Below are 25,260 nucleotides of genomic sequence, written 5' to 3'. Positions count from 1 at the left end.
CTAGGGTAGTGGTAAGTATTTAAGGATACACAACGCATATGCTTAAATTGCCATTCCCCACTGGGAGGGTGGATATTACACCTCTTGTTTTAACCTCCTCAATTTGAGGATGGGGGCGATTGAATAAGTCATTTCGATACTATAGTATCAACACCACCTCAACAGTTGACGTTATCATACTCCTTTAGTATTTCTGGCTGAACGATTTCTTCTAATATTTCCTCAACAGCATACTGAGATAAGCCAGTATTCATACTGCGGCGTTTAGGCAATTTACCAAGCCTATCTGACAGCCTCTGGCTGAGCCAATTCATAACTTGATTTTTACTGTCTGGTTTGCCTGTGATTTTAAGGCTCAATAATTGATAAAGCATATCATGTAGAGTAACGGTGGTGAGTCGTGTTGGTAGCTTGATGTGAAGTCTCATCAAAGCATCTTTGATATTATAATATCGGAAAGTATAGCTAACTGATACTTCATAATATCAACTATCCTGTTTTGAAATCAGATAGATTAACCACGTTTTTACCGTTCCTTAGATTGTCCAAGTAGTCCGCCAGGGCTGTCCCATCTAAATTAGTAAGTTGGTTACGATAAAAACATTGCGTGGCTTATTTGAGATCAAGTTCAAAATTAAAGGCTTTGTTCTCAGCAATTTCACTAACACTTAGCGTGAGACATAGCCATTTCTTTGCTAATTCCAATCAGAAAAAGTCTAAAATTTAAGATGGGGACAGCCTTGGAATTTTATCCCCCTTATGGTTTTTCATAATTCCTTGTGATAGTATTGGCTGTGTCTGATTAGACGGGCTGTATTATGGAAATTTTAATGTGTATGCCAAAACGTATACCTAATTTTATGTGCGACGCATTAAAACTATATATTACAGAGATTTAACTAACATAAGTCTAATCCCCTTGGGGACGCCATAATTCAAAGGTCGCGACAGCGACCTTTTTTGTTTCTGTAATAATCGGTTCCTGGTGTTTAGGTCGTAATATGGGTTTGTCTTCTTTAACTGGAGTTATTCAGGTCGCATGTGCGGGAACAGGATCACATCGCGAATGGATGCGCTATCGGTAAAAAACATGACCAGGCGATCAATACCAATTCCCTCACCCGCGGTTGGAGCCAGACCATATTCTAAGGCACGGATGTAATCGGCATCATAGAACATCGCCTCGTCATCTCCTGCATCTTTGGCGGCTACCTGCGCCTTAAAACGCTCCGCTTGATCCTCTGAGTCATTTAACTCAGAAAAACCATTGGCAATTTCACGACCGCCAATAAAGAATTCAAAACGATCAGTAATCAATGGATTATGGTCATTTTTGCGCGCTAAGGGTGACACCTCGGCTGGATACTCGGTAATAAAGGTTGGCTGGATCAAGCAATGCTCAACGGTTTCTTCAAAGATTTCCGTTTGTACTTTGCCTAGACCATAATGTGGTTCAATTTTAAGATGAAGCTTTTTAGCAATAGCAGCGGCTTCATCAAAATTAGCTAACTGTTCTCTGGTGATATCTGGATTGAAATGCAGAATGGAATTAAACATGCTCATGCGTACAAAAGGTTTGGCCAAATCGTAGTTTTGACCCTGATAACGAATATCTGTTGTGCCTAACACCTCGTGTGCCATCTTACGCAGAAGATCTTCGGTTAAATCCATCAGGTCTGTGTAATCAGCATAGGCCTGATAAAACTCAATCATGGTAAACTCAGGATTGTGACGCGTTGACAAGCCTTCATTTCTAAAATTGCGGTTAATCTCATACACGCGATCAAAGCCTCCCACGACTAAGCGCTTTAAATAAAGCTCAGGAGCGATACGCAAATAAAGCGGCATGTCGAGGGCGTTGTGGTGCGTGGCAAATGGTTTGGCGGAAGCTCCCCCTGGAATAACGTGCATCATTGGGGTTTCTACTTCCATGAAGCGATGTTCATCAAAATAACGACGCATAAATTGAATGATCTTGGCACGCGTTTGAAAAACCTTGCGACTGTCGCTATTGGTCATCAAATCAACATAGCGCTGACGATAACGCATCTCCTGGTCCGATAAGCCATGGAATTTATCAGGAAGCGGGCGAATGGCTTTGGTTAATAGTTTAATACTCGTTGCGTGAACAGAAAGCTCGCCTGTGTTGGTTTTAAACAATGTGCCTTCAATACCAACAATATCTCCCAGATCCCAATGATCGGTAAAGCGCTCGTATTCACCTGCTGTCAAATCATTTTTGCGAATATAGGCTTGAATACGTCCTGACATATCTTGCAGCGTGATAAAGGAAGCTTTACCCATGATACGTTTAAGCATAATGCGACCTGCGATTTTGGCGTAAGGTTTATGCGCTAGCGCCTCAAGTTCGGCTTTTTCCATCGCGCCATACTTTGCCCGTAAACACGCAGCAGCAGCGTCGGGCTTAAAGTCATTGGCAAAACCAATGCCATTATTAACCCTGGTATGTGCTTGAAGCTTCTCTTTTCGCACCTGAATCTGGTTATTTTCTTCGATTTGTGCTTCTTCTTTGCTCAATACTTTACTCTGCATTTGCTCTGTCATTGCTATTACCTAACTTAACTTTTGCTTTGATTTATTGACTCCGACCATCTTCCCGCCCACTGTCACCCTGTGCGAGGTTGCAGGAGTCATTTAAAAGCTGGATTCCCGCCTTCGCGGGAATGACCGTGACTTTTGTTTGGGCGGAAAATTTGCCTAAGCCGATTTATTTTATTTCTTTTACTGCCAACAATATTGCATATGTCCTTACATTAACGTAGGTAGAATTTTACTAACCTCCCAATCACAAACCCATTTTTAAACTGGCTTCAATAAAGCGATCTAAATCACCATCTAATACTGCCTGTGTATTAGTATTTTCAACTGAAGTTCTAAGATCCTTAATGCGTGATTGATCAAGCACATACGAGCGAATCTGACTCCCCCAGCCGATGTCTGATTTAGACGCTTCTAAAGCCTGCTTTTCGGCATTGCGCTTTTGCATTTCAAGCTCATACAGCTTCGATTTTAGCTGCTTCATCGCCTGATCTTTATTCTTGTGCTGGGAGCGATCATTTTGACATTGCACTACGATACCCGTTGGTTCGTGGGTAATTCTCACCGCGGAATCTGTTCGATTTACATGCTGTCCCCCAGCACCTGAAGCGCGATAAGTATCAATACGTAAATTAGCAGGATTGATGTCAATTTCTATTTCATCACTGATCTCAGGAGAGACAAAGACAGAGGCAAATGAGGTGTGGCGACGATTACCTGAATCAAATGGCGACTTACGCACTAAGCGATGCACCCCTGTTTCGGTTCTAAGCCAGCCATACGCATACTCACCTGCAAATCTAATCGTGCAACTTTTAATTCCTGCTACATCGCCGTCAGATACTTCAATCAACTCAGTTTTAAAGCCATGCGCCTCCCCCCAACGCAAATACATACGCATCAGCATTTGCGCCCAATCCTGTGCCTCAGTTCCTCCTGAACCTGATTGAATATCTAAAAAAGCATCATTGGGATCCATGGGGTTACTAAACATGCGCATAAACTCAAGCCTGGCAAGGGATGCTTCAAGCTCAGAAATTTCAGCCACCACTTCAGTTAAAATGCTTTCATCATCTGCTTCTTGCGCAAGTTCTATTAATTCAAGCCCATCGGCAATGCCTTGTTCAATTTCTAAGACATTCTCCACTACCATTCCAAGTGCGGTCTTTTCTTTGCCAAGTGCCTGAGCATTCTCTGGATCATTCCAAATCTCTGGATTTTCAAGCTCCATGAGTACTTCGTCTAAACGCTCTTTTTTGTGTGTGAAGTCAAAGATACCCCCTAAGCGTATCCAGGCGTTCGTTCATCTCTTTCAGCTGAACTTTATAGCTATTTACTTCCATTAGAATAAATTCATTTTTTGGGTGTTAAAGTGGGCGACATTTTAGCATAACAATCGACAAAGAGCATATGAAAGCGGCGCTCAGGCGGGCTTTTTTATTTTTTGAAAATGCTTGTGCTAACTGTATTTGAAGGCTAGTTTGTTATTTTTAACCGTTAATTCAGCACGTCCGCCGCTGGCAAGTTTGCCAAACAGGATTTCTTCTGCCAGCGGTTTTTTAATGGTTTCCTGAATTAAACGCGCCATCGGGCGGGCGCCCATTTTCTCATCGTAGCCATGCTCAGCAAGCCATTCCTTCGCTTTGTCGTCAACTTCAAGCGACACTCCGCGAGGATCAAGCTGTCCTTGGAGCTGTGCGAGAAACTTATCAACAACCGACTTAACATCCTCTTTGGACAGTGACGCAAACTGAATAACAGCATCCAGGCGGTTTCTAAACTCAGGGGTGAAGATGCGTTTTAACGCATCCATACTATCAGGAGCACTATCCTGTTTAGCAAAGCCAATGGAATTTTTTTGCAATTCAAAAGCACCTGCGTTTGTGGTCATAATTAAAATAATATTTCTAAAATCTGCTTTTCTGCCGTTGTTGTCCGTTAATGTGCCATGATCCATGACTTGCAACAGCAGATTATAAATATCAGGGTGAGCCTTTTCAATTTCATCAAGCAGAACGACTGCATAAGGGTGTTTGGTTACTGCCTCGGTGAGTAGCCCCCCCTCTTCATAACCCACGTAACCTGGGGGTGAACCAATTAAACGAGATACAGTATGCCTTTCCATATACTCGGACATGTCAAAACGCAAAAGCTCAACACCAAGAAGATTGGCAAGCTGTTGAGTTACTTCGGTTTTACCAACACCAGTAGGACCTGCAAAAAGGAAAGATCCCCAAGGTTTATTGGGATCACGAAGTCCAGCCCTGGCTAGTTTAATGGTATCCACCATGGCTTCAATGGCTTCGTCCTGCCCATAGACAAGCATTCTTAAATCCTTGCCGAGGTTCACCATTGAGCTTTTATCTGATGCCGATACTGTTTTGGCAGGAATACGCGCAAGACGCGCCACCATATTCTCAACGTCAGTGACATTAATTAATTTTTTCTTTTTTGCATTACCACTTGTGCGCTGGTATGCGCCAAGTTCATCGATAACATCAATCGCTTTATCAGGTAAAAAGCGCTCAGTGATGTATTTGGCAGAGAGCTCAGCCGCTGCTTGAAGTGCGGGCAAAGTGTACTTGATATTATGATGATCTTCAAAGTAAGGCTTTAATCCCTTTAAGATTTCATAAGTCTGCTCAATCGTCGGTTCCTCGACATCAATTTTTTGAAATCTTCGTGCCAGTGCGTGATCTTTTTCAAAAATCGTGCGGTATTCCTGATAGGTCGTAGAGCCGATACATTTTAAATCGCCTGAGGCAAGTGCTGGTTTGATTAAATTAGAGGCGTCCATCACACCACCAGAGGCAGCTCCTGCACCAACAATGGTGTGAATTTCATCAATAAATAAAATAGCACCCTCTTCCTCCTGGAGCTGTTTCAGTACTTCTTTAAAGCGTTTTTCAAAATCGCCACGATATTTAGTCCCAGCCAGCATCGTCCCCATGTCAAGCGAATAGATTGTCCCGTTGTCTAAGACATCAGGAACCTGCTTATCAACGATTCTTTTGGCAAGACCTTCGGCAATTGCGGTTTTGCCGACACCCGCCTCGCCAACCAACAGCGGATTGTTCTTGCGCCTGCGACACAGCACCTGTGTGACACGCTCAATTTCATAGTCGCGACCAATCAAGCGGTCAATTTTGCCTTCTCTAGCGCGTTGATTAAGATTAACCGCATATAATTCAAGTGGTGTTTTTTCTTTTTGCTCTTCTGCCGCAGCGCTTGAAACTGGTTGCTGGGCACTGCCCTGACCATTATTCGAGACTCCATGTGATAAATAATTAACAACATCAAGGCGGGTAATATTTTGCTGCTTTAAGAAATTTACCGCCTGACTGTCTTGTTCGCTGAAGATCGCAACTAAAACATTAGAGCCTTGTACCTCTCCACGACCTGAAGATTGCACATGAAACACCGCACGCTGTAATACCCGTTGAAACCCCAAAGTTGGCTGAGTATCTTTGCCATCTTCAGTAATTTTTGGGGTGGACTGTTCAATAAAAGTATTGAGTATATTTTTAAGCTCTGAGAGGTTTGCTCCACAAGCTTTTAAAACTTTTTTTGCATCTGCATTATCGACCAACGCGCTGAGCAAATGCTCTACCGTCAAATATTCATGTTTCAGGTCTCTGGCATGCTGAAATGCTTGATTTAACGTTTGTTCGAGTTCCTTACTTAGCATACAACGCCTGTAATTGTTTGTGTTTCCTTGCACAATGATAAACGAAATACAGGCACAAAAAAACTCGAATTACCAGTTTCGAGTTTTTTTTGCGAAAAAAATTAAAAGACCAGGGAAAGAGCGTCAAGCTCTACTGGTGATAAGCATCAGGGGGTGACCTGCTTTTTGGGCAATATCCATTGCTTTGCAAGCCATTGTTTCAGCAAGGTCTTTGGGATATTTCCCACATAACGCCTTGCCTTTATAATGCGCTTCCATAGTTACCCTTTCAGCATTTTGAGACCCAAGTTTAAAAACATTCTGCACTACCTCAAGCACAAACTCCATTGGCGTGAAGTCGTCATTAAGGACATAAACATTACGCACGAGTGCGCCATCCTGCTCAATCGCTGGTTGCTGAAAGGCGGTCTTAGTGTCTTTAGTCAGTTCGATATCAAGATCTAACATAGCTAACTCCTCTGGTTTAACTCAATCACTTGCTTCATATATCAACCACTGCATTCATGACCAAGGTTTGTAGTCATACGACCAAGTGGGCTGTGGGTCAAAACTAAAGTGATCACGTTTTGACCGCCGAGGAATTACAGCAAAAAGGAGTGCTAAATGCAAGTTAAACAGTGGTTAATACGCAATCAAATTTTAAGCCATGCTTTAGGATCACGTAACTAAGGGATTCTAGCGTGAAAATCGCACTATAGAATGCTGCAGTGAGTCATTTCCGTCTCAGCCAATCTTTGATCGGTAAAAAATCCGTATAGAGTTTTTCTTCGGCAGAACCTGCTCTAGGGTGGTAGTTATAAATCCATTTAACCAAAGGGGGCAGTGACATGAGAATGGATTCCGTGCGTCCTGCTGATTGCAGCCCAAAATGGGTTCCGCGATCAATCACAAGATTAAATTCGACATAGCGTCCGCGGCGATATAGCTGAAACTCACGCTCACGCTCGCCATAAGGAGTATCTTTGCGTTTTTCCAAGATAGGAGCATAAGCCTTAATATAATGATTGCCAATAGAGCGCGTAAAGGCGAAGCACTGTTCAAAATTCCATTGATTTAAATAATCAAAGAAGAGTCCACCAACACCGCGACATTCATTTCTATGAGGAAGATAAAAATATTCATCACATTGCTTTTTATATCTGGTATAAAGATCATCACCAAAGCCTTGACACGCATCATATGCCATGGTGTGCCAGTGAATGCAATCTTCTTCAAAACCATAAAAAGGCGTTAAATCGAAGCCACCACCAAACCACCAGACTGGATTTTCACCTTCTTTTTCAGCAATAAAAAAACGTACGTTCATGTGTGAGGTGGGTGCGTATGGGTTTAAAGGGTGAATAACAAGGGAGACTCCCATAGCCTGAAACGAAAATCCTGTTAGCTCAGGTTTCATGCTAAGGATAGCTTCAGGTAGGGTTTGTCCTTGAATGTGGGAAAAATTAATCCCGCCTTTTTCAATGACCTGACCATTCTCCAGTATGCGAGTACGTCCGCCACCTTCGCCATTCTGGTATGGCCAGTTATCTTCATGAAACCCGCTACCATCGATTTGTTGTAGTTGATGGCAAATGTCATCCTGTAGTTGAAGTAAATAGCGTCTAACTGGTTGAATATCGTATGGCGTTACCATGTTATCAGACAAGGCGCAGACCACTGCCGCCTTGTTTCGGCTTGTCTTTTGGTGGATTGACATCATTCTCGGTCTCCCCCTCATAAATATCAATACCATAGCCAAACTCTCTGGCATAAAGACCTTGAGAAGTTTCGCCAGCATAGAGCTCAAGTACGGCTTCAATCGGGATTTGAAGCGACATGATTTTACCATCAAAAGTTGCATCGAAACGGATGTAGTAATCATCACAGTCAAACCGTTCAATCGCTTCGGGAGATATATTCAACAGTATTTTCCCATCGTCATCGACATAGTTCTCAGGCAAAATAACGCCATCGTATTCGGTGTCTATCAGCAGGTAGGGAGTCAGGTCGTGATCTATTATCCAGTCATACACAGGTTCAATCAAATAAGCGCGTAGCATTGGCATGGGATTTTTCCTTTCTTTTAGTTTCTAATACTTTTTCTAAATGAAACACGTGCAAACAAGCGCTTAGCATATTTAATCAGTGGCATTGCCTTCTCAGGCAAACGAATATCTAATTTGGGGAGATTATATAAAATAACGGCTAAGGAGCAGTCTACGATGCTGAAGTCTTCTCCCAACAAGTAAGGCTGCCTGCTTAAAATCGGATTCAGTGAGAATAGTGCTTTTAGCAGTGCAATTTTATTTGCCTGCCTCATATCCTCATTTTCGGCATTAAGTGCGTTGATTAAAAAAGGCATCCATTCAGTATCAATCTTTTTCGATAACATGCGCGCTTGGGCGCGTTCAAGTGGAAATACAGATAACAAAGGCGGGTAGGGGAATCGCTCTTCTAAGTATTCAAAGATAATATTGGGCTCGTAGACGATAAGATCTTTAGTCATCAGTGTGGGCACCTTGCCATAAGGATTAAGCTCATAGAGCTCCTCCAATTTATTTTCAACAGTTACATCAATGATATCTGCGCTGATATCTTTTTCGGCAAGAATCATCTTAATTCTGTGACAAAAAGGATCGTTACTATTGGTATATAAAGTCATTGATGATCGTTTGTTTTGAGCAGACATTTATCCCAATTATCCTTGTTTACTGGAGTTATTTACATTAGCTTGCGCATTATATACCACTCACCAGTCATTTTGCACCATTTCAGTGCGCAGAAATGTGTGGTGATAACAAAAAAGCCCCGCTTGGCATGTGCCAGCTGGGCTTTTGAATAAATACAAAGTTATACGAAAAATAAAGATATTTTCTTAACGCTTGGAGAATTGACGTTTTCTACGTGCTTTTCTGAAGCCCACTTTCTTACGTTCAACTTTACGAGAGTCGCGAGTGATAAAGCCAGCCTGACGAAGCTCAGGCTTCAAAGTTTCATCAAAATCAACCAAAGCGCGCGCAATTCCTAAGCGAATTGCTCCTGATTGACCTGTTTCTCCGCCACCATGAACATTGATTTTGAAGTCAAAACTTTCTAGTGTGCTGGTTAATTCAAGTGGTTGTCTTACTATCATGCTTGCGGTCTTACGTCCGAAGTAGTCATCTAGTGGTAACCCGTTAACAATAATGCTGCCAGTGCCTTTTTTCATAAAAACACGAGCAACTGAGCTTTTGCGACGACCAGTACCGTAATTGTATGCTTGAGTCATTGTTCCTATCCTATCTTATATTTCTAAAACTTGTGGTTGTTGCGCTGTATGTGGGTGAGATTCACCAGCATAAACTTTTAGCTTTTTGTACATCGCGCGACCTAAAGGATTCTTAGGAAGCATGCCCTTAACAGCAGTTTCAATTGCACGCTCTGGATGTTGTGCTATCAGCTTTTCAAAAGAAATAGACTTAAGACCGCCAATATAGCCTGTGTGGTGGTAGTAGATTTTATCTTTTTGCTTGTTGCCTGTTACCGCAACTTTCTCAGCATTGATAACGATAATATAGTCACCCGTATCAACGTGTGGTGTGTATTCAGCCTTGTGTTTGCCGCGAAGGCGTCTTGCAACTTCAGTTGCAAGGCGACCTAAAGTTTTACCATTTGCATCGATCAAAAGCCATTCTCTTTTGACTTGATCGTCCTTAGCGCTAAACGTTTTCATCTTTGTTACCTTAAATTATTTATTATTAACTACTCAGTTTTGCTGATTCTGTTTAGGTTGGTTTAAACCTAAAAATTTAAGCGTGGCGATTCTATCATGTCAGCTGGTTAAATAGAAGGGCTAAATTTATGATTTAGGCGTTTTTGTAAAGCTGCTGTATAAATTACAATCATGGCAATTGTGGGTGTTATTTTTTTGGAAAAAAATGAAATGAGCATCTTTCTATTTGCAAAATTGCCGTTATAATTGGCGCACATTCGGAGAGATGGCTGAGCGGTCGAAAGCGGCGGTCTTGAAAACCGTTGACTGTAACAGGTCCGGGGGTTCGAATCCCTCTCTCTCCGCCATAACCAATGATTTCACACTCGCAAAACCTTTTAACACCAATCGATACAATAGCTTTTGGCGCAGAAGAAATCTTGCAATGCCGTCAGAAGTGCTTGAATTCACAGCAGACAACACAATGCGTAACGTAAGCACGACACAATGGAGTCGCATTAAAGACTTTGCACTTAAAACTCTTAATTTTTCTGATATTGGTGCAACCGATTGCAACCTGAGTGAGTATATTCCCAAATATCACCTGTGGATTGAACAGGGTTATCACGCTGAGCTTGAGTATATGACCAAACATGGCAGCAAACGTTACACGCCAGAGGAGCTTGTCGCAGGTACTAAAAGCGTTATCGTTGTGAGATTGAATTATTTACCGCAAAGCTATGATATTAAAAATATTCGTAAAAAATTAAGCACGCCCTCTGATAAGGCAGCTATTTCCATCTACGCCCACGGCAGAGACTACCATAAAGTTTTACGCAATAAACTTGTGAAATTATCTGAGTATATTCAAACGCTTTTCCCTGAATATGCGGCTCGTGTTTTCACTGATAGTGCACCAGTATTTGAAAAGCCCTTAGCCGAAAAGGCTGGACTTGGCTGGATAGGCAAAAACAGTAACTTGCTCCATCCCACGGAGGGCTCTTTTTTCTTCATCGGCTGCATTTATTCCAGTCTTGATTTTAGCGCATTTACCCAACCAAAGCCCCACGATCAGTGTGGCAAATGCCAGGCCTGTATTAAGGCTTGTCCAACTAACGCCATCGTTGAAAATCGAATGATCGATGCCAACAAGTGTATTTCATACTTAACTATTGAAAATAAAGGGGTTATTCCGATGGAATATCGCCAGGCCATTGGTAATCGTATCTACGGTTGTGATGATTGCCAGCTTGTGTGTCCCATCAATAAAAATGCACCAATAACATGCGAAAATGATTTTTTGGCGCGAGCATATTTAACCAACCAGACTCTCATTTCCCTCTCACAATGGTCAGAAGAAGATTTCTTGAAGCACACTGAAGGCTCAGCAATTCGCCGAATTGGTTACCAGTCCTGGCTTAGAAATGTATACGTTGCATTAGGTAATGCCCCAGCTTCGGCTGAAATTCTTGGCATTCTGTATCACGCTAGAAATAAGTACATCAACCATTCATTATTGCTAGAACACATCGAATGGGGGATTAGGGAACAAAGAGAAAAATGTCAGGTTTTCAGGATATCCCTATCCTAACCAATTCATCCATGTGGGTGGAGTGCTATCCATGTCTTCCTTTACTTTATCCTTTAGTTTTCAGGATATCCTTATCCTCATCAATTCATCCATGCGGGGGAGGGGCTATCCATTTCTACCTTCATCCGTTAAGGTTGCCATCCGTTGCTTGAGTGTCAGTATGGACAAAAGCAAAACCGAAATAAATAGGAGTTTAACTAAATCTTTGTGCGATATTTACCATTTCTATAAATTTTGATTATATTTTAATCACATTAAGATTTTTTCACAGCATAACAATCGCTTCAACCTCGATAAGCACATTTTTTGGTAGTCTGGTTACCTCAACACAAGAGCGTGCAGGCGGAGTGATTCCATCAAAAAATGAAGCATATACTTCGTTAAACAAGGCAAAGTCATCCATGTTTTTAATAAAGCATGTGGTTTTTATGACTCTTCCCATGGAGCTTCCTGCCGCTTCAATGACCGCTTTTAAGTTCAGCATGACTTGTCTGGTCTGCTCGTGAATACCACCATTTATCAGTTCGCCATTAGCCAACAATGGGATTTGACCAGATGTGTAAAGCACTCCATTTGCCTTAATTGCCTGCACGTAGGGACCTATGGCTTGTGGGGCATGATTAGTTTGCACAATTTCTTTCATTTTCGACCCTCATTTATTTTGGCGGTGATTATATTTATTTCTGACTATTGCGTTCTGTCGTGCTGAAAAGCACTGTCAACGGCTTTTCCAGCAGCTTTGCAAGCATTTCTATACTTTTAAAATTTATTTAAAATATAATCTAACGCTCTGGTTGGCAGCACTCTTTTGAGCAGCTTTGCAAGTAGCGTGAATTTAGTGATGCTATACCTAGGAGCAGGTTTTTTGGCTTCAAGTATTTTCTCAATCACTTTGGCGACAGCAATCACTTCTTTATTAAATGGCACAGGTTTATGTTTTCCTGTCATTATTTTCTCATATTCCCTGATATGCACCGAGTCTTTCAGATCGATATTTTTTACAGTTTCCATTGAGTTTTCCCTGATCTTGCTCGTAATAGGACCCGTATTTAATGTGCTCATATATATGTTTGAGCCTTTTAACTCCTGACGCATAGTGTCAGCAATACCCTCGATTGCGTATTTACTTGCATTATATGCCCCTCTATATTTGAGGGAAACCAAACCCAAAACAGAGCCATGTTGGATAATTTTTCCATATCCTTGTTTGCGCATGACCTTTAGTATCACTCGGGTGAGTTTGTGCAAAGCAAATACGTTTGTCTCAAATTGTTCTCGTAGATATTCGGTTGGAAGATCTTCAAGCGCGCCAGCCTGCGCGTATCCTGCATTATTAAACAGAGCATCGAGCTTATTATCTGTTTTTCTTAATATATCGGCTAATACCGCATTAATTTGCTCATCATTTCTAACATCCATCAAATAAGCATCAAATCCTTCGCTTATGAGGTGCTCAACGTCCGTTTGCTGTCTTGCACAGGCAAAAACGCAGTGCCCAAGCGTCTTTAAATATTTCGCTGTAGCATAGCCAATACCACCATGCGAACACCCTGTAATCAATATTGTTTGTTTTCTCATATCACTCAATCCAAATACACTTTTATTCTACCCATGCAGGTCTGCCATCAACATAATGTGCCTGCGCGCAAGCCAGATGCCACAGGTGACCATGATACCGATCAGAAAACTGCTGAAAAACAATACCTCCCATCCCCAGTTTGCTTGTATATTCCCCGCCAGTGGACCTACGAGCACCCGACCTAAAGAGTCGATGGAGCTTAACACCGCAAACTGTGTTGCGGAGAAGCTTTTATTCACTAGACTCATAATCATTGCGACAAGGACTGCCGTACCCATGGCTCCTACCATATATTCAACGGCAACCGAGATGACCATCAGATAATAATTTTGACCAACAAATGCCAACCACATATACATTAGATTGGCTGTTGCCATCATGAGACTAAACACTAAAAAGGTACGAAACAAGCCAAATCCCTTAGCAAGCATTCCACCCAACACAAGCCCAATGAGGGTAAAGACAAGTGCATTGGTTTTATACGAAAGTGCAATGGTGGTTTTATCAAACCCAAGCTCTGAAAAAAATACGGTATTAAGGGAAAAAGCTAACGCATCACCAAATTTGTAAAAAATAATAACCAGTAACACAGCGATTGCAACACCAAAGCCACGACGGGTAAAAAAATCGTAAAACGGCAAGATTACCGCATCGGCAAAGGTTTTTGGCTGATTTCTCACTTGAGCCTCTTGTGCCAGAAAAGTCCCCGTTATGGCAATTACAAAAAAAGGCAGAAGCATCAACATCCCCTTTTGCCAGTCATTATCAAAATACTGCACAAAAATCAATAATAAGGCACCCGTTACCATCATCGCCACTCTGTAACCCAGCACCGACACTGCACTTCCCAAGGCGCGCTCATCTTCATTCAATACTTCTGTTTGATAAGCATTAATCGCGATATCTTGTGTTGCTGAGAAAAAACAGATTGCCAAGGCAATCCATGCAATGATCAGTGGTGATTGCACAGGAGAAAACTGGCTTAATAAAAACACGCAAAAGATCAGCAGGATCTGCATCAGTAGGATCCAGCCCTTTCTGTGTCCCAGATATTTAAAACTTATGCGATCAATGATGGGGGACCAAAGATACTTTATTGTATATGGCAGTGCCACAAGGGTTAGTAACCCAATATCTTTGATGCTAATACCCGACTCTTTATACCAAAGCGTGAGTGAAGACGCCGTTAGCATCAAAGGTAAACCAGATGAGTAACCCAAAAGAAACATCACCAGCATTTTGCGACTTTTAAATAAACCAGCAACGCTATCAATAGTGGCTGCTTTTAGCTGCTGTGAAAAACTCAGGTTCATTGTTTTCCCCTTACTTAGTTAAAAAATGCCAGGTTCCTGCCACACTATCTTCCCTACTTCCAGTTGTCATAGAGAAAGGGATTTTAATGCGGTTAATATGGCAATAGGCAAACCATGCAAACGCCACCGCCTCAATCCATTCCTCATCAATGCCCAGGTGCTTAATTGGCTTTATGGTAATGTTTGGCAGCAATGTTTTTAAAAGTTCTAACAAAAAGTGATTGCGAGCACCTCCGCCACAAACATAAATTTCTTTTGTATCTGGCTGTGCTTTCACGAGCTGCTGTGCGATGGATTGCGTAGTCAAAGCGTGCAAGGTTGCTTGAATATCTTGTGGCTTTTCATCGCCTGATAAAAACTGATTGAGCCAGTTTAAGTTAAAGTATTCGAGTCCTGTACTCTTTGGTGCTTCTTTGGCAAAATAAGGATCAGCGAGCATTTTATCTAAAACTGTGATTTGAATAACTCCACCCCTTCCCCATGAGCCACTGTCATCAAAAGGCTTGTGCTTATGCTTTTTAATCCACTGATCAATCAAAGTATTTGCGGGTCCCGTGTCAAATCCAATAAGTGGTTTATGTGGATGCAGGCAGGAGATATTGGCAATACCTCCTAGATTTAAAATAACTCGTGGATTCGACTCATGTGCAAAGAAAGCTTGATGAAACAAAGGCACCAAGGGAGCACCTTGCCCCCCAAAAATCATATCTTTGTTGCGAAAATCATTGATCACTGGGAGTCCCGTCTGTGCCGAGAGCACATTGCCACTGCCCAGTTGAATACTGAATTTTATCTCACCTTCTGGGTGATGATAGACTGTCTGACCATGGCAGCCTATCGCTTTGATTTGTGCTTTATCAAGCTTATGCAAAGCCAGTAGCTTATTGACGCATTCCGCATAGACCGCGCCTAAGGTGTAATCCAAATCGCCAAGATCATTGAGCGATACACTGTAATTATTTTGATAAATCTGATTTATTCTGTCTCTTATCTTTCCAGGATAGGAGAAGCTGGAATGTGCGATTAATTGAAAGTTAGTCGTATCAAACCCAGTGACCACACAATCAATAGCATCCATGCTGGTCCCTGACATAATACCCAGGTAATATTGCGCGCTCATTTGGACTCATTCACTTTAAGATTATTGATACTGAAATTAAGGCAATAATAACCATCATCGTACTACCAGCTCTTGCCAACAGTTTTGATAAATTCATCTGCTTTTTGTTCATTTTTTGCCAATGATGCTTTGTCAGCTTGCAGTGGCAATAACGAACCGCCACTGATTCTTGGCTGATCTTGCGCATTTTTGTACACCACCACTGGTACAGAATTAATCAGCCCTTTTAAGATGGTCATGTTATGGTTAAACTGCGCAATCTCCCTGGCACCAGGATTGACGATAGGGGGAATGCCCCCTTCCTCTTGAGCATCGTTAAACCGAGCTTCATTTTGTTTAAGTGCGTCAATGGGTGATGCAGCACTCAAAATAGCCATCACTTTTAACGGACTTGAGCGTTTCATAACACCGATGGGTACCCAGCGAATAGCCAACTTCCCCGTATCAACTTGTTTTTGTGATGCTTCAAAAAGCGCATGGCAGAAAATGCAATTAGGATCAAAAATCACATACATGCGATGCGGGGCATTTTGCTGTCCCTGCTCAATAAAATGAGCAGTTTGCAGGATCTGGTACAGTCCAGTTGCTGCTGGATCGGGCTGATTTAATTTTGCCTGATTTATATTACTTTTTTCATGCGCGCCAAAAAAATAATATGCGCCACCAGCAATCAAACATAAGGTAATCAATAAAATCAATAACCGCTTTGCCATTTAAATAATCACTTTGAACTTGCTAAACCTTGCTAAAGCATAACGAATTTCTCAGACTTTAGCTACTTTTATTGCTACCAAAATTAGGCTTTGACAAGATCTCCGCTTGCATAGGCGTGTTCAATAAGTCCCTAACGTTTTAAACATATTCCCAGGCACTCTTGTCAGCAAACAATGCTCTTAAAAGTTTATTATTGAGTGTATGCCCTGACTTGTAACAATTAAAACGACCCAAGATTGCACCGCCCACATAAAAATCGCCAATGGCATCTAAGAGCTTGTGCTTCACAAATTCATCGGGATATCTTAAGCCCTCTGGGTTAGCAATGCCCTCGTTGGTAATGCCAACGGCATTATCAAGGGAGGCTCCTTTGGCCAGATTATTTGCGTGCAAATAATCAAGCTGATCGACAAAGCCAAAAGTACGCGCCTTGGCAACGTGATCAATATACATTTGTTTATCACCTGAGAATTCAACTATGGCAGGAGTATTTGCAATCACAGGATGATCCCATTTGATTTCAAAGCGATAACTGGTTTTGTTCGCAGGATGCACCTCAGCAAATTTGTCTTCTTCTTCAACGCGCACAGATTTTAGCACTTTGAGCAGATGACGCTTTTTATCTTGGGTCTTAACCCCTGTTTCTTCAAAAGCCCTGACAAACGCAATACTGCTACCATCGATCACAGGCAGCTCGGGCGCATCAATTTCTACAATGACATTATCAATACTAAACATACATAATGCCGACATTAAGTGTTCAATCGTGGCAACAGAAACGGTCTTATCCTCAGGTGATACCAAAAGCGTGCACATGATCGCCTCAGTGATATTAAAGGGCGTGATCTTGATTTCTCTTATAGGGGGCAAGTCTATACGTCTAAACACGATTCCAGCATCTACGGCTGCAGGAAGTAATCGCATCTTAACCTCAGTCCCTGAGTGTAAACCAAGACCCGATACTTCAATGAGGTGATTAATGGTTTGCTGTTGCATTTTTTAGGTGTATCCAGAAGAAGCTTATGGGCACGATTATCCATGAACTCACCACGCAGCACAAGTCTGATTGTAGTATCTGATACGCCGTATTACTCCACTAATAGTTAGAAATTGCAGCCGTTTCATTGACCTTAAATCCAGCAGGATTAGCAATGATTTTGTAATCTCCCGCAACCACTTCATTGGTCGTCATTGAAGTGATTTCACCAAGATTTGGTAATACTTTCCCAATATTTGCAATTGTAAAAGTTCCATCTTCGGCTTGAAGCACCAAACCATAACTATTGACTGAATAAATTCGGTAGTTTGTTGCCAGTTTGTCTGCAGTTGAACTGGCAAAAGGGATGGTGTGAACGCTGTCTGTTTTTTCAATACCTGCTTTGGCTGCGGGAGCGTGTTGTAATTTTGCCGAAAGTTTTTGCACTAACTCATCACTGAGTTTATCAAAACTCTTGGTTTGCTTTTGTACTTCATCCAACTTCATTTGCAATTGTTGCAGCTGAGTTATTACTTCCGTGCTGTTATTTAGGATCATTTGCTGTAACTCAGTCACTTTTGCATCTGCTGATCTACGTATCTGCTCGGTTTCGGCATGAATAATATCAGCAAGTGTATTTCTGGTTACTCCTGCCTGATCTTCAATATGCAGTTGCACGGCTTGGTGCTGTGCTTGAGCCTCTTTTTGATCGCTCATGGTAAACAGCTGAAACACCAAAATACACAGAAGTATAACACCACCAAGCACCATTAATTTTTGCTGCCTGGTCATTGGTGATTTCTTCTCTTGTGGAACCTTATTCCCCATCAATTCAGAATCTGCATTCATACCTTTCCCTTTTTTTTCCAGTGAACCAAATAACTTTTTCATACCTAATTTAAGTCCGTATTGATGTCCAATAGCGCCCAGTATAGAAACTAATTTGAGCATCGCCTAGCGCTGGATGATGATTTATGATTTTTATTGCTTAGGCTTGATCTCTACTAATCCCTTAATACTTCTTCTGTCAATAAATTAATTAATCGCGACGGTTTAGCTGCAACAAAATTAGTTTGCACATAAACATAATCAACCTGATCGGCAAAATATTTTTTCACCTCCGCTGCTGAAGTTGCCGCAGGCATGTCGGAAATATTTGCGCTCGTTGAAATAATTGGTCGATCAAGCTTCAGCGTTAATTCGCTTAAAAGCGGATGTGAAGTCAGGCGCACGGCAATGCTGTCAAACTGTCCAGTCAGCCAGCGAAATTCTGGCTTTACTGGTACAATCCAGGTTGTTGCGCGGTTGTGTTTTTTTTTGAGTCTCGCAATCTGCATATCATTTAGCAGACTCGTATCAATAACGCTCAGTAAATGCTCTATTTCCCCTGATAGCACAATAAATCCCTTATTGTGGCTACGCTTTTTAAGTATCATAATCTTTTGCACTGCTTTGGGTTCAAGCACCGAACTTAGGCCATAAACCGACTCCGTTGGCAATGCCAGCACCTTATTTTCTTTTAGCAGAGAAACCATTATGTCTATGTCGTCTTTATTAATCTTCATCGGCAAAATACATTGATTCAAAAACAAAAGGCACTATACCGTAATGGTTGTATATTCACAAATAGCATAAGTTTATCGGGCTATTTTTATTTTCAAAGGCAAGACACATCAGTGTGTTTTGATCCAAAGCATAACTAAAATAGGTAAAAGTTCGCTGTGCAAGGATCACTGACTTAAGCTTTCCATTGCTATCTACATCGAAAGCATAACGATCCAAACCATGGACTATCCCTTCACCTGTAAGTTTTAAGCTGGCTTCTTTATATGCCCATAACCAATAAAACTGATTACTCCTTTGCGTTAAGTCAGTCACGGCGAGTAATGCTTTGTATTCACTTTCTGCAAAGTATTGCTTAGCAATGGCTAAGGCATCAATTTTTTCCTTTTTAATTTGTACATCAATGCCCACTTTCTGCCCTTTAGCTACTGCCATAACCACATAGTCCGTGGTGTGGCTGATATTAAAATCAATGTCACTGTCAAGAAGATAAGGTCGTCCTGAGTGTGTTGTTGCAAACCGCAATTTATCTGACTTACCGTCCAGGTATTGACTCAACACCCTATGGCGCAGCCACTGCGAAGCCAGATATTCTATTCGTTTTTTTACCAGCTTGAATTCTGTGGCTTTAAGCGTGATTTGCGCAGGCAGGTCAGCCATTGCCTGCTGCTCAGCAAAACAAGCAAGTTTCAGTATATATATCTCAATCACTATGCGTACAGGTCTATTGAAAAACTAAATAACTCGTTAATATCCTTGCTATCAACCTAAGCGTCAACTGTTTTTCTGTAAATCTGCTTGAACCCGCCGAAAAAACGAACTAATATGAGCGCCTATCGTCCTTTGAATCATAAATTATGAGAGTCTCACAAACCTTACTTGCCACGGAAAAAGAAACACCTAAAGATGCTGAACTGATCAGTCACCAGTACATGCTAAGAGCAGGGCTTATCCGTAAACTTGCCTCAGGCATTTATCAATGGCTGCCTACGGGCATGAAAGTGCTGCAAAAAGTTAAGACCATTGTCCGCGAGGAAATGGATAAGGCGGGCGCTTGCGAGATATTAATGCCGAGCATCCTGCCTGCTGAGCTATTACAAGAAACCCATCGCTGGCAAAAATTTGGACCAGAGCTTCTAAAAATGCAGGATCGCCATCATCGTGATTTCTGTTATGGTCCGACCCATGAGGAGCCCATCGTTGATATTGCGCGTAAGGAAATAAAAAGCTACAAGCAACTCCCTCTGAATCTATATCAGATTCAAACGAAGTTCCGTGATGAGATCCGTCCACGCTTTGGCGTTATGCGTGCGCGTGAATTCATCATGAAAGATGCTTATTCTTTTCACAGCAGCTACGAGTGTCTAGAAGAGACTTATCAAAAAATGCACACGGCATATTGTAATATTCTGCGACGCATAGGACTTGAGTTTCGCGTTGTCAACGCCGATGCGGGCGCCATCGGCGGCAGTAAAACGCATGAATTTCAGGTGCTGGCTGCCGCTGGCGAGGATATTGTTTGCTATAGTGACCAAAGTGATTACGCGGCTAATATTGAAATGGCCGAATATTTAAAGCCCGATTTGAGTCAGCGTGCCAAGCCAGCCCAAGCATTAGAAAAAAGAGCTACGCCGAAACTCAAAACGATCAATGATATTTGTCAGCAATTTAACCTTGCGAGTATCAAAACGGTTAAAATGCTTGTGATTAAAGACAGCCATAATAAGCTCTTTGCACTAGTCGTGCGAGGTGACCATGAGCTGAATGAAATCAAGGTAGGAAAACTGCTGCAGATTACGGCACCATTTACTTTCGCCAGTGATCAGGAGATTCAAGTGGTATTTAAAGCCAGCGCAGGATCACTTGGACCTGTCAATGCTCCGATCCCTGTCATTGTTGATTATAGTGCTGCGATGCTCAGTGATTTTGTCTGCGGCGCCAATGAAGATGATTTTCATCTTTTTGGCGTCAACTGGGGGCGTGATATTGCAAGCTATGAGCTTGCTGATATCCGCAATGTTGTCATTGGAGATTTATCCCCTGATGGGAAGGGGGTTCTCCAGCAAACCAGCGGCATTGAAGTGGGGCATATTTTCCAACTGGGTGATCACTACTCCAAAGCAATGGGTGCCAGTATCCTTGACGAAAATGGCAAAAAGCAGGATTTAATCATGGGCTGTTATGGCTTTGGTGTCTCGCGAGTTATTGCTGCAGCTATTGAGCAATCGCATGATAAAGATGGCATTATCTGGTCAGGCGAAATTGCGCCTTTTGATATTGCAATTATTCCAATGAATATGCACAGATCAAGTAAAGTGTTTGAAGTTGCCACCAAACTTCATAATGATTTGCGTGCCGCAGGGTTTGACGTTCTATTTGATGACAGAAAGGAGCGTGCAGGCATTATGTTTGCCGATGCAGATTTAATCGGGATCCCTCATCAGCTCATTATTGGGGAGCAAACCCTGGAAGAGGATATGATCGAGTATAAATGTCGCCGCACCCAGAAAAAAGAACATATCCCTTATACCATTGACGCTATTTTACATAAGGTATGTGTCAGGCAAACCAGCATTACCCAAACGGTAGATCCAACTGATTAACGTAACAAATGACGAATTAATGTGAAAGCAGAAAAAAATCAATTAAAAATCGCTTCATCTCTAGCGCAGTGCGCTAAAGGTGTTGATAAAAAAAAGTGCATAAGCCTGGTCAGTAATGCCGAAACTTACGACTATGTCACACGCTTCCGCAAACATGCTGCGAGGTATTTGCTAGCTACTTTAGCTGTAGCAGGAGGTCTCAGTGGATGCGGTGGCGGAGGTGGCGGTGACACTGCTGGCGGGGTTACCCCAACAACAGTTCATGTTGCAAGCGATGTGAATAACCAAAAAGCATTACTGGCGTCGGCTATTAATCAAAATACCTACACCCTTGATGTTCGCCAAAGCGGAGTGATGACGGTAGGCAGTGGTGATCCGTATAGCCTTAGTTTCACTGTTCCAGTTGGTATAGACGTTGTTACAAATACCTGTGCTGGAAGAACACTGCACTATGGTGCTGACTGCCAATTAACTGTTAATGTGCTAACTCGCAGAGGACACGTACTAGATAGTGCAAACGGCTATCGCGCCGAGCAGCTGATGATAACCATTGATGCGACCAATACCGTAACAGGAGAGGTTGTCCGTCAAACCATCCCCGTGTCGGTTGTCAATAATCCACTCACTGCTGCTGTTGCAGCAGCAGCTGGTGCTAACATAGGCGTGCTTTTGGAAGCTGCTTATCATACGGCAAATATTAGTGAGGAAGATGCCGCTGCTTGGCTAGACGCTACGACGGGTGCACAATTTGTATATCCGTTTAACGTACCTTTGATTCACACTTACGATAGTCAAGTGACCAATACACCACTTGCCATGGAAACGCGTTGTGGTAATACGCTTGTCTACTTTGTTGCACAGCAGAAGTTAGGTCGACTTTTAGTGCCGATAGGTACAGGCAACCAGGATAATGTCATAGTCAAATACCATCCATTAATCGCGGATGGTGTTACAAGTGGGGTGGCAGGGAATTCAAGAGTACTAGACGGTCACTTAACCATACTGGAAACAGGGCAGCCAGCAATTACGCACAATACGTCAGCTAATGCGCACGACTCGCCCAACTTGGCAGGACCGGGCTCGCACGGAACCTGGTCGGGTCCTGAAAATATTGACCGCTTAAGGGAGTTAATTACCACAGCTACAACGCCTAACAACAGTACAGTTATTTCGATTTTAAACGGCCTAAGTGGGGCGCGATTGATTGATGTCGAGAATGCAGGTGCCACCAAAGTGATCACCGTGCATAGCTTATTAACTGGTGTTTCCGCTGATGCTTTGCGCCTTAGGTTAGCTGGTGGAACAGATATTGTTGCCCTAACAAATACCCTATTAGCATCGGGTGTAGCAGCTGATCAAGAACTTGGGCAAGCACTTGTGGAGTACCAAAATCAGGTTGCAAAAGCCTGCTATATCTGAAGCTAAAAGGATTACATTAAAGGGCTTAGACGAAATTTCCACGTGCGACACGAAGTTGCACATCAGTGGGCAAATAACTCGCCCAAGCGTGTCGGTGTGAGTAATCGGTGTCCGTCACACTGACAACCCACACTTAGTAATGGGCGGAAAGATAGCCAGAGCCCAAGTACTACACGAAACGAAACTTTACCATATCACGCCTTCTGTTTCTCGTTATGACTTTAATTTACTTACTTCGCTCTTATTCCGCGTGCTACCATCGGGTGTCGTGGCTGAGAGTCCTAAGTCCTACATTGGTACTCTAAGTCGCATGGTGTCTTTGGATGGTTTTACGTGTCGATGTGCAGGCAATGTGAAGCTCTGTCGTCGAGGTGTTATTGTGCGAGGACGCCGAAGTAGTCAAGAAGAGTAATCGCGCAGGGTATTTGCGGGATGGGTTTGATCAACAGGGAGTATCTATCGAAAAGAGTCAAGTTAAGAGCATGTATGTCAGGCTTAGCGTCTGTTTAGGCTTGTGTGCTTTAAGTATACCAACAACAGCGAATTATGCTTTCGCCCACCCAGGGTCTGAGATTGGTGATGAATATGAGATCGTGGGAGAAAATAAGGAAAATGATCTCGAAGTCAGTGGTGATGTAACAGTCAGCTCCGTTTATTACGACGACACAAAGGAAACAATAGACAGCTTGCGTAGTCAGCTGGAACAGCATAAGGAGGATTTAGCCCTTTCCAAAATAAAGCTAGAAGAGGAACAAGCCAAGCATACGTTAGCATTTAATGAGTTTCTGGGTGACTATCGTTATCAAACTAACGAGGTTAATCAAAAGGTAGCTACTTTGTATAATCAGCTAGAAGGGCATAAGGAGGATTTAGCGCTTTCGAAAAGAAAACTTGAAGAAGAACAGGTCAAACATGTGTTAGCGTTTGACGAATTTCTGAATAAGTATCTCTATCAAACTGACGGGGTTAGTGAAAAGGTGGCTACTTTGTATAATCAGCTGGAACAGCATAAGGAGGATTTAGCACTTTCGAAAATAAAGCTGGAAGAAGAGCAAGCCAAAAATAAACGGGCGTTTGAGGAGTCGCTTAATGAACATCTTTATCAAATGCCATTTTTTCGCCTAAGCCCAAATCAGCTGGGTGCTGTGTCGAATGACCTTTTAGATGGCTTTACGATTAACACTAATGGTATTTCGATAGCGTTTAGCACATATAAAACTATTCATAGTAATGTAGCGTGGGAGGATAGAGATAGTGAAGAGCGGGAAATTTTGACGGCTATGGGCAGATTAGGACAGCGCCACTTTGCCCCCGCTCCTCTTTATGTCGTAAGAATGACCTGGAACAATGCTGATATAGGTGGTTCTGGTTATTGGGCGTTCTATCACTATATTAATTATCATAACTGGGTTACTCATGCTTCTTATGCAAAATTAATCAGTGGCAAGATTGAAGAAAGTTATTTTAAGGGAATTACTGATCAGTGGGGGCTATGCGGAGCGGCACAGAGTCTTGAGGCTAATAGCTATACCCATCCGCATCCTTATATAAAATCAACCTCAGGCGAGGTGCTTTTCACGATGCTCGCCAGCGTAGCGGGCAAGTTCCCGCTTGATAGAGAAAAGCCTAAGTGGGGATTTATACCCCTATCTGAAGGGTCTCGAGTATTCATAAGGCTAATGGCACTAAAATCAGGTGTGAGAGGAATTTTCAGAAAACTGTCTTGGCAGTTTAGGGTACGTGATCTGCCTGTTATGCGTTGTCTAGACTCACATTCTTCTCTTTTCCGTTATTATCACAAAACAGCCACTCCATGTTTTTCGAGTCTTTGTTTAACTCGTTGTTCGGAGCCTTTTCAAATAGCACTTTACCATCATGCTCGAGTTGTTCTTTAAATGGTTTTTTTAAGACTACCTCATAACATTTATCCAGACTCTTTCTCGTGTCGTTAATTTTTGCGATGGGCGTTTGGAGAACACTATCACTAGCTTCTTCTAAGGCTTCTTTAAGATTGTTGACCACTGTTTGCAGATTATATGATCCCGTATTCTTACTAGCAGAAGCAGGATCATACGCATCCAGAACACATCTTGGCAAACATACCTTGATCTGTTTATCACCAACCTGAACAGTCCCTTCCTGGTAATAGGTGTAAAGATAACTATTCAGTGGGGCTTTTGTCTTGTCTGTATTGTTTGTTATAAGCTCAAGTAAATTCTCCAGTTTTTCGTTCAACTCAACTTTGGCTATTCTCATTTTATTCAAGTCACCAATAAAGCTCTCAAGCTTGATATTGTGATCTTTTAAATAAGTATAAAGTGGCAGCAGGCTTTGGTTGATGGCGTTAAACGCTGCATTGTCAGGGTTGTTGGGCAAAAGCGCGTTAAATTTATGATTTTCATAATGTTTTATAGCCCGTACGATTGAATTAATATGGCGTGAATTAACCAATGCCTGTGCAATTT

The 25,260-nt window shown here is 42.2% G+C and carries 23 protein-coding genes and 1 tRNA gene; 5 read left to right on the top strand and 19 right to left on the bottom strand.

Features of this window, described 5'->3' with window-relative positions:
* Positions 1 to 158 precede the first annotated feature (158 nt).
* The 10 genes from CU053_RS04760 to rplM form a co-directional block, all read right to left on the bottom strand.
* Positions 159 to 428 (bottom strand): hypothetical protein, encoded by a 270-nt coding sequence (locus CU053_RS04760; RefSeq protein WP_100551053.1) that lies wholly within the window; start codon positions 426 to 428, stop codon positions 159 to 161.
* Positions 429 to 1,026: 598 nt separating this feature from the next.
* Complete coding sequence (gene lysS, locus CU053_RS04755) at positions 1,027 to 2,565, bottom strand: lysine--tRNA ligase (RefSeq protein WP_100551052.1); 1,539 nt, start codon at positions 2,563 to 2,565, stop codon at positions 1,027 to 1,029.
* 241 nt (positions 2,566 to 2,806) lie between these two features.
* Positions 2,807 to 3,902, bottom strand: a protein-coding gene (prfB, locus tag CU053_RS04750) for a peptide chain release factor 2 (RefSeq protein ID WP_100551051.1) whose coding sequence is annotated in 2 segments (ribosomal slippage) — positions 2,807 to 3,829 and positions 3,831 to 3,902 — 1,095 coding nt in all. Because the reading frame shifts where the segments join, the coding sequence is not laid out codon by codon here.
* Positions 3,903 to 4,018: 116 nt separating this feature from the next.
* Positions 4,019 to 6,247 carry an ATP-dependent Clp protease ATP-binding subunit ClpA gene (clpA, locus tag CU053_RS04745; protein ID WP_100551050.1) on the bottom strand — a complete coding sequence of 743 codons (2,229 nt, stop codon included), beginning with the start codon at positions 6,245 to 6,247 and terminating at the stop codon, positions 4,019 to 4,021.
* Positions 6,248 to 6,370: 123 nt separating this feature from the next.
* On the bottom strand, positions 6,371 to 6,694 hold the full coding sequence (locus CU053_RS04740; protein ID WP_100551049.1) for an ATP-dependent Clp protease adaptor ClpS: 324 nt from the start codon (positions 6,692 to 6,694) through the stop codon (positions 6,371 to 6,373).
* Between the two features lie 265 nt (positions 6,695 to 6,959).
* On the bottom strand, positions 6,960 to 7,880 hold the full coding sequence (gene hemF / locus CU053_RS04735; protein ID WP_100551048.1) for an oxygen-dependent coproporphyrinogen oxidase: 921 nt from the start codon (positions 7,878 to 7,880) through the stop codon (positions 6,960 to 6,962).
* 4 nt (positions 7,881 to 7,884) lie between these two features.
* Positions 7,885 to 8,292 (bottom strand): ClpXP protease specificity-enhancing factor SspB, encoded by a 408-nt coding sequence (locus CU053_RS04730; RefSeq protein WP_100551047.1) that lies wholly within the window; start codon positions 8,290 to 8,292, stop codon positions 7,885 to 7,887.
* A gap of 17 nt (positions 8,293 to 8,309) precedes the next feature.
* On the bottom strand, positions 8,310 to 8,915 hold the full coding sequence (locus tag CU053_RS04725; protein WP_100551046.1) for a glutathione S-transferase N-terminal domain-containing protein: 606 nt from the start codon (positions 8,913 to 8,915) through the stop codon (positions 8,310 to 8,312).
* Positions 8,916 to 9,101: 186 nt separating this feature from the next.
* Positions 9,102 to 9,494 (bottom strand): 30S ribosomal protein S9, encoded by a 393-nt coding sequence (rpsI, locus tag CU053_RS04720; RefSeq protein ID WP_100551045.1) that lies wholly within the window; start codon positions 9,492 to 9,494, stop codon positions 9,102 to 9,104.
* A gap of 15 nt (positions 9,495 to 9,509) precedes the next feature.
* Entirely contained in the window at positions 9,510 to 9,938 is a 429-nt protein-coding gene (rplM, locus tag CU053_RS04715) for a 50S ribosomal protein L13 (RefSeq protein ID WP_100551044.1), read from the bottom strand.
* A 259-nt stretch (positions 9,939 to 10,197) separates the two neighbouring features.
* Between rplM and CU053_RS04710 the strand changes: the two genes are divergently transcribed.
* Positions 10,198 to 10,285: transfer RNA gene (locus tag CU053_RS04710), tRNA-Ser, on the top strand.
* Positions 10,286 to 10,362: 77 nt separating this feature from the next.
* A complete protein-coding gene (gene queG / locus CU053_RS04705) occupies positions 10,363 to 11,508 on the top strand; it encodes a tRNA epoxyqueuosine(34) reductase QueG (protein ID WP_233263339.1) in 1,146 nt (381 codons plus the stop codon).
* Positions 11,509 to 11,773: 265 nt separating this feature from the next.
* Here the strand turns inward: queG and CU053_RS04700 are convergent, their stop codons facing one another.
* From CU053_RS04700 to CU053_RS04660, 9 genes are all read right to left on the bottom strand, one after another.
* Entirely contained in the window at positions 11,774 to 12,151 is a 378-nt protein-coding gene (locus CU053_RS04700; protein ID WP_100551042.1) for a RidA family protein, read from the bottom strand.
* A 116-nt stretch (positions 12,152 to 12,267) separates the two neighbouring features.
* Complete coding sequence (locus CU053_RS04695) at positions 12,268 to 13,086, bottom strand: SDR family NAD(P)-dependent oxidoreductase (protein WP_100551041.1); 819 nt, start codon at positions 13,084 to 13,086, stop codon at positions 12,268 to 12,270.
* A gap of 27 nt (positions 13,087 to 13,113) precedes the next feature.
* Positions 13,114 to 14,400, bottom strand: coding sequence for an AmpG family muropeptide MFS transporter (locus tag CU053_RS04690; protein WP_199244213.1), 1,287 nt, complete (start codon positions 14,398 to 14,400; stop codon positions 13,114 to 13,116).
* 10 nt (positions 14,401 to 14,410) lie between these two features.
* Positions 14,411 to 15,520, bottom strand: coding sequence for an anhydro-N-acetylmuramic acid kinase (locus tag CU053_RS04685; protein ID WP_100551040.1), 1,110 nt, complete (start codon positions 15,518 to 15,520; stop codon positions 14,411 to 14,413).
* 62 nt (positions 15,521 to 15,582) lie between these two features.
* Complete coding sequence (locus CU053_RS04680; RefSeq protein ID WP_100551039.1) at positions 15,583 to 16,233, bottom strand: hypothetical protein; 651 nt, start codon at positions 16,231 to 16,233, stop codon at positions 15,583 to 15,585.
* 139 nt (positions 16,234 to 16,372) lie between these two features.
* On the bottom strand, positions 16,373 to 17,230 hold the full coding sequence (gene lpxC, locus CU053_RS04675) for a UDP-3-O-acyl-N-acetylglucosamine deacetylase (protein WP_100551038.1): 858 nt from the start codon (positions 17,228 to 17,230) through the stop codon (positions 16,373 to 16,375).
* 100 nt (positions 17,231 to 17,330) lie between these two features.
* On the bottom strand, positions 17,331 to 18,101 hold the full coding sequence (locus CU053_RS04670) for a hypothetical protein (RefSeq protein WP_158107008.1): 771 nt from the start codon (positions 18,099 to 18,101) through the stop codon (positions 17,331 to 17,333).
* Between the two features lie 113 nt (positions 18,102 to 18,214).
* Positions 18,215 to 18,775 (bottom strand): L-threonylcarbamoyladenylate synthase, encoded by a 561-nt coding sequence (locus CU053_RS04665; protein ID WP_100551036.1) that lies wholly within the window; start codon positions 18,773 to 18,775, stop codon positions 18,215 to 18,217.
* Positions 18,776 to 18,830: 55 nt separating this feature from the next.
* Positions 18,831 to 19,433 (bottom strand): 4'-phosphopantetheinyl transferase family protein, encoded by a 603-nt coding sequence (locus tag CU053_RS04660; RefSeq protein ID WP_100551035.1) that lies wholly within the window; start codon positions 19,431 to 19,433, stop codon positions 18,831 to 18,833.
* A gap of 197 nt (positions 19,434 to 19,630) precedes the next feature.
* Here CU053_RS04660 and CU053_RS04655 point away from each other — a divergent pair, with 197 nt between their 5' ends.
* The 3 genes from CU053_RS04655 to CU053_RS04645 all read left to right on the top strand — a co-directional run bounded on the left by CU053_RS04655 (position 19,631) and on the right by CU053_RS04645 (position 24,690).
* Positions 19,631 to 21,376 carry a proline--tRNA ligase gene (locus tag CU053_RS04655; protein WP_100551034.1) on the top strand — a complete coding sequence of 582 codons (1,746 nt, stop codon included), beginning with the start codon at positions 19,631 to 19,633 and terminating at the stop codon, positions 21,374 to 21,376.
* 21 nt (positions 21,377 to 21,397) lie between these two features.
* On the top strand, positions 21,398 to 22,795 hold the full coding sequence (locus tag CU053_RS04650; RefSeq protein WP_100551033.1) for a hypothetical protein: 1,398 nt from the start codon (positions 21,398 to 21,400) through the stop codon (positions 22,793 to 22,795).
* 371 nt (positions 22,796 to 23,166) lie between these two features.
* Positions 23,167 to 24,690 (top strand): coiled-coil domain-containing protein, encoded by a 1,524-nt coding sequence (locus tag CU053_RS04645; protein ID WP_100551032.1) that lies wholly within the window; start codon positions 23,167 to 23,169, stop codon positions 24,688 to 24,690.
* Positions 24,691 to 25,260: the final 570 nt, after the last annotated feature.

It is taken from the genome of Caedibacter taeniospiralis, assembly GCF_002803295.2.
Classification (GTDB): domain Bacteria; phylum Pseudomonadota; class Gammaproteobacteria; order Francisellales; family Francisellaceae; genus Caedibacter; species Caedibacter taeniospiralis.
The sequence above is the reverse complement of the archived record's forward strand: the minus strand, read 5'-3'. Positions and strand labels throughout refer to the sequence as shown.

Excerpts from the sequence above, each read along its gene's own strand:
- CU053_RS04690 (WP_199244213.1), bottom strand. The coding sequence starts at position 14,400 with ATGAACCTGAGTTTTTCACAGCAGCTAAAAGCAGCCACTATTGATAGC.
- CU053_RS04725 (WP_100551046.1), bottom strand. The coding sequence starts at position 8,915 with ATGTCTGCTCAAAACAAACGATCATCAATGACTTTATATACCAATAGT.
- hemF (WP_100551048.1), bottom strand. The coding sequence starts at position 7,880 with ATGGTAACGCCATACGATATTCAACCAGTTAGACGCTATTTACTTCAA.
- CU053_RS04740 (WP_100551049.1), bottom strand. The coding sequence starts at position 6,694 with ATGTTAGATCTTGATATCGAACTGACTAAAGACACTAAGACCGCCTTT.
- CU053_RS04655 (WP_100551034.1), top strand. The coding sequence starts at position 19,631 with ATGAGAGTCTCACAAACCTTACTTGCCACGGAAAAAGAAACACCTAAA.
- CU053_RS04730 (WP_100551047.1), bottom strand. The coding sequence starts at position 8,292 with ATGCCAATGCTACGCGCTTATTTGATTGAACCTGTGTATGACTGGATA.
- CU053_RS04670 (WP_158107008.1), bottom strand. The coding sequence starts at position 18,101 with ATGAAAAAGTTATTTGGTTCACTGGAAAAAAAAGGGAAAGGTATGAAT.
- CU053_RS04685 (WP_100551040.1), bottom strand. The coding sequence starts at position 15,520 with ATGAGCGCGCAATATTACCTGGGTATTATGTCAGGGACCAGCATGGAT.
- rpsI (WP_100551045.1), bottom strand. The coding sequence starts at position 9,494 with ATGACTCAAGCATACAATTACGGTACTGGTCGTCGCAAAAGCTCAGTT.
- CU053_RS04700 (WP_100551042.1), bottom strand. The coding sequence starts at position 12,151 with ATGAAAGAAATTGTGCAAACTAATCATGCCCCACAAGCCATAGGTCCC.
- CU053_RS04660 (WP_100551035.1), bottom strand. The coding sequence starts at position 19,433 with ATGGCTGACCTGCCTGCGCAAATCACGCTTAAAGCCACAGAATTCAAG.
- rplM (WP_100551044.1), bottom strand. The coding sequence starts at position 9,938 with ATGAAAACGTTTAGCGCTAAGGACGATCAAGTCAAAAGAGAATGGCTT.
- CU053_RS04680 (WP_100551039.1), bottom strand. The coding sequence starts at position 16,233 with ATGGCAAAGCGGTTATTGATTTTATTGATTACCTTATGTTTGATTGCT.
- lpxC (WP_100551038.1), bottom strand. The coding sequence starts at position 17,230 with ATGCAACAGCAAACCATTAATCACCTCATTGAAGTATCGGGTCTTGGT.
- CU053_RS04760 (WP_100551053.1), bottom strand. The coding sequence starts at position 428 with ATGAGACTTCACATCAAGCTACCAACACGACTCACCACCGTTACTCTA.
- CU053_RS04695 (WP_100551041.1), bottom strand. The coding sequence starts at position 13,086 with ATGAGAAAACAAACAATATTGATTACAGGGTGTTCGCATGGTGGTATT.
- lysS (WP_100551052.1), bottom strand. The coding sequence starts at position 2,565 with ATGACAGAGCAAATGCAGAGTAAAGTATTGAGCAAAGAAGAAGCACAA.
- clpA (WP_100551050.1), bottom strand. The coding sequence starts at position 6,247 with ATGCTAAGTAAGGAACTCGAACAAACGTTAAATCAAGCATTTCAGCAT.
- queG (WP_233263339.1), top strand. The coding sequence starts at position 10,363 with ATGCCGTCAGAAGTGCTTGAATTCACAGCAGACAACACAATGCGTAAC.
- CU053_RS04665 (WP_100551036.1), bottom strand. The coding sequence starts at position 18,775 with ATGAAGATTAATAAAGACGACATAGACATAATGGTTTCTCTGCTAAAA.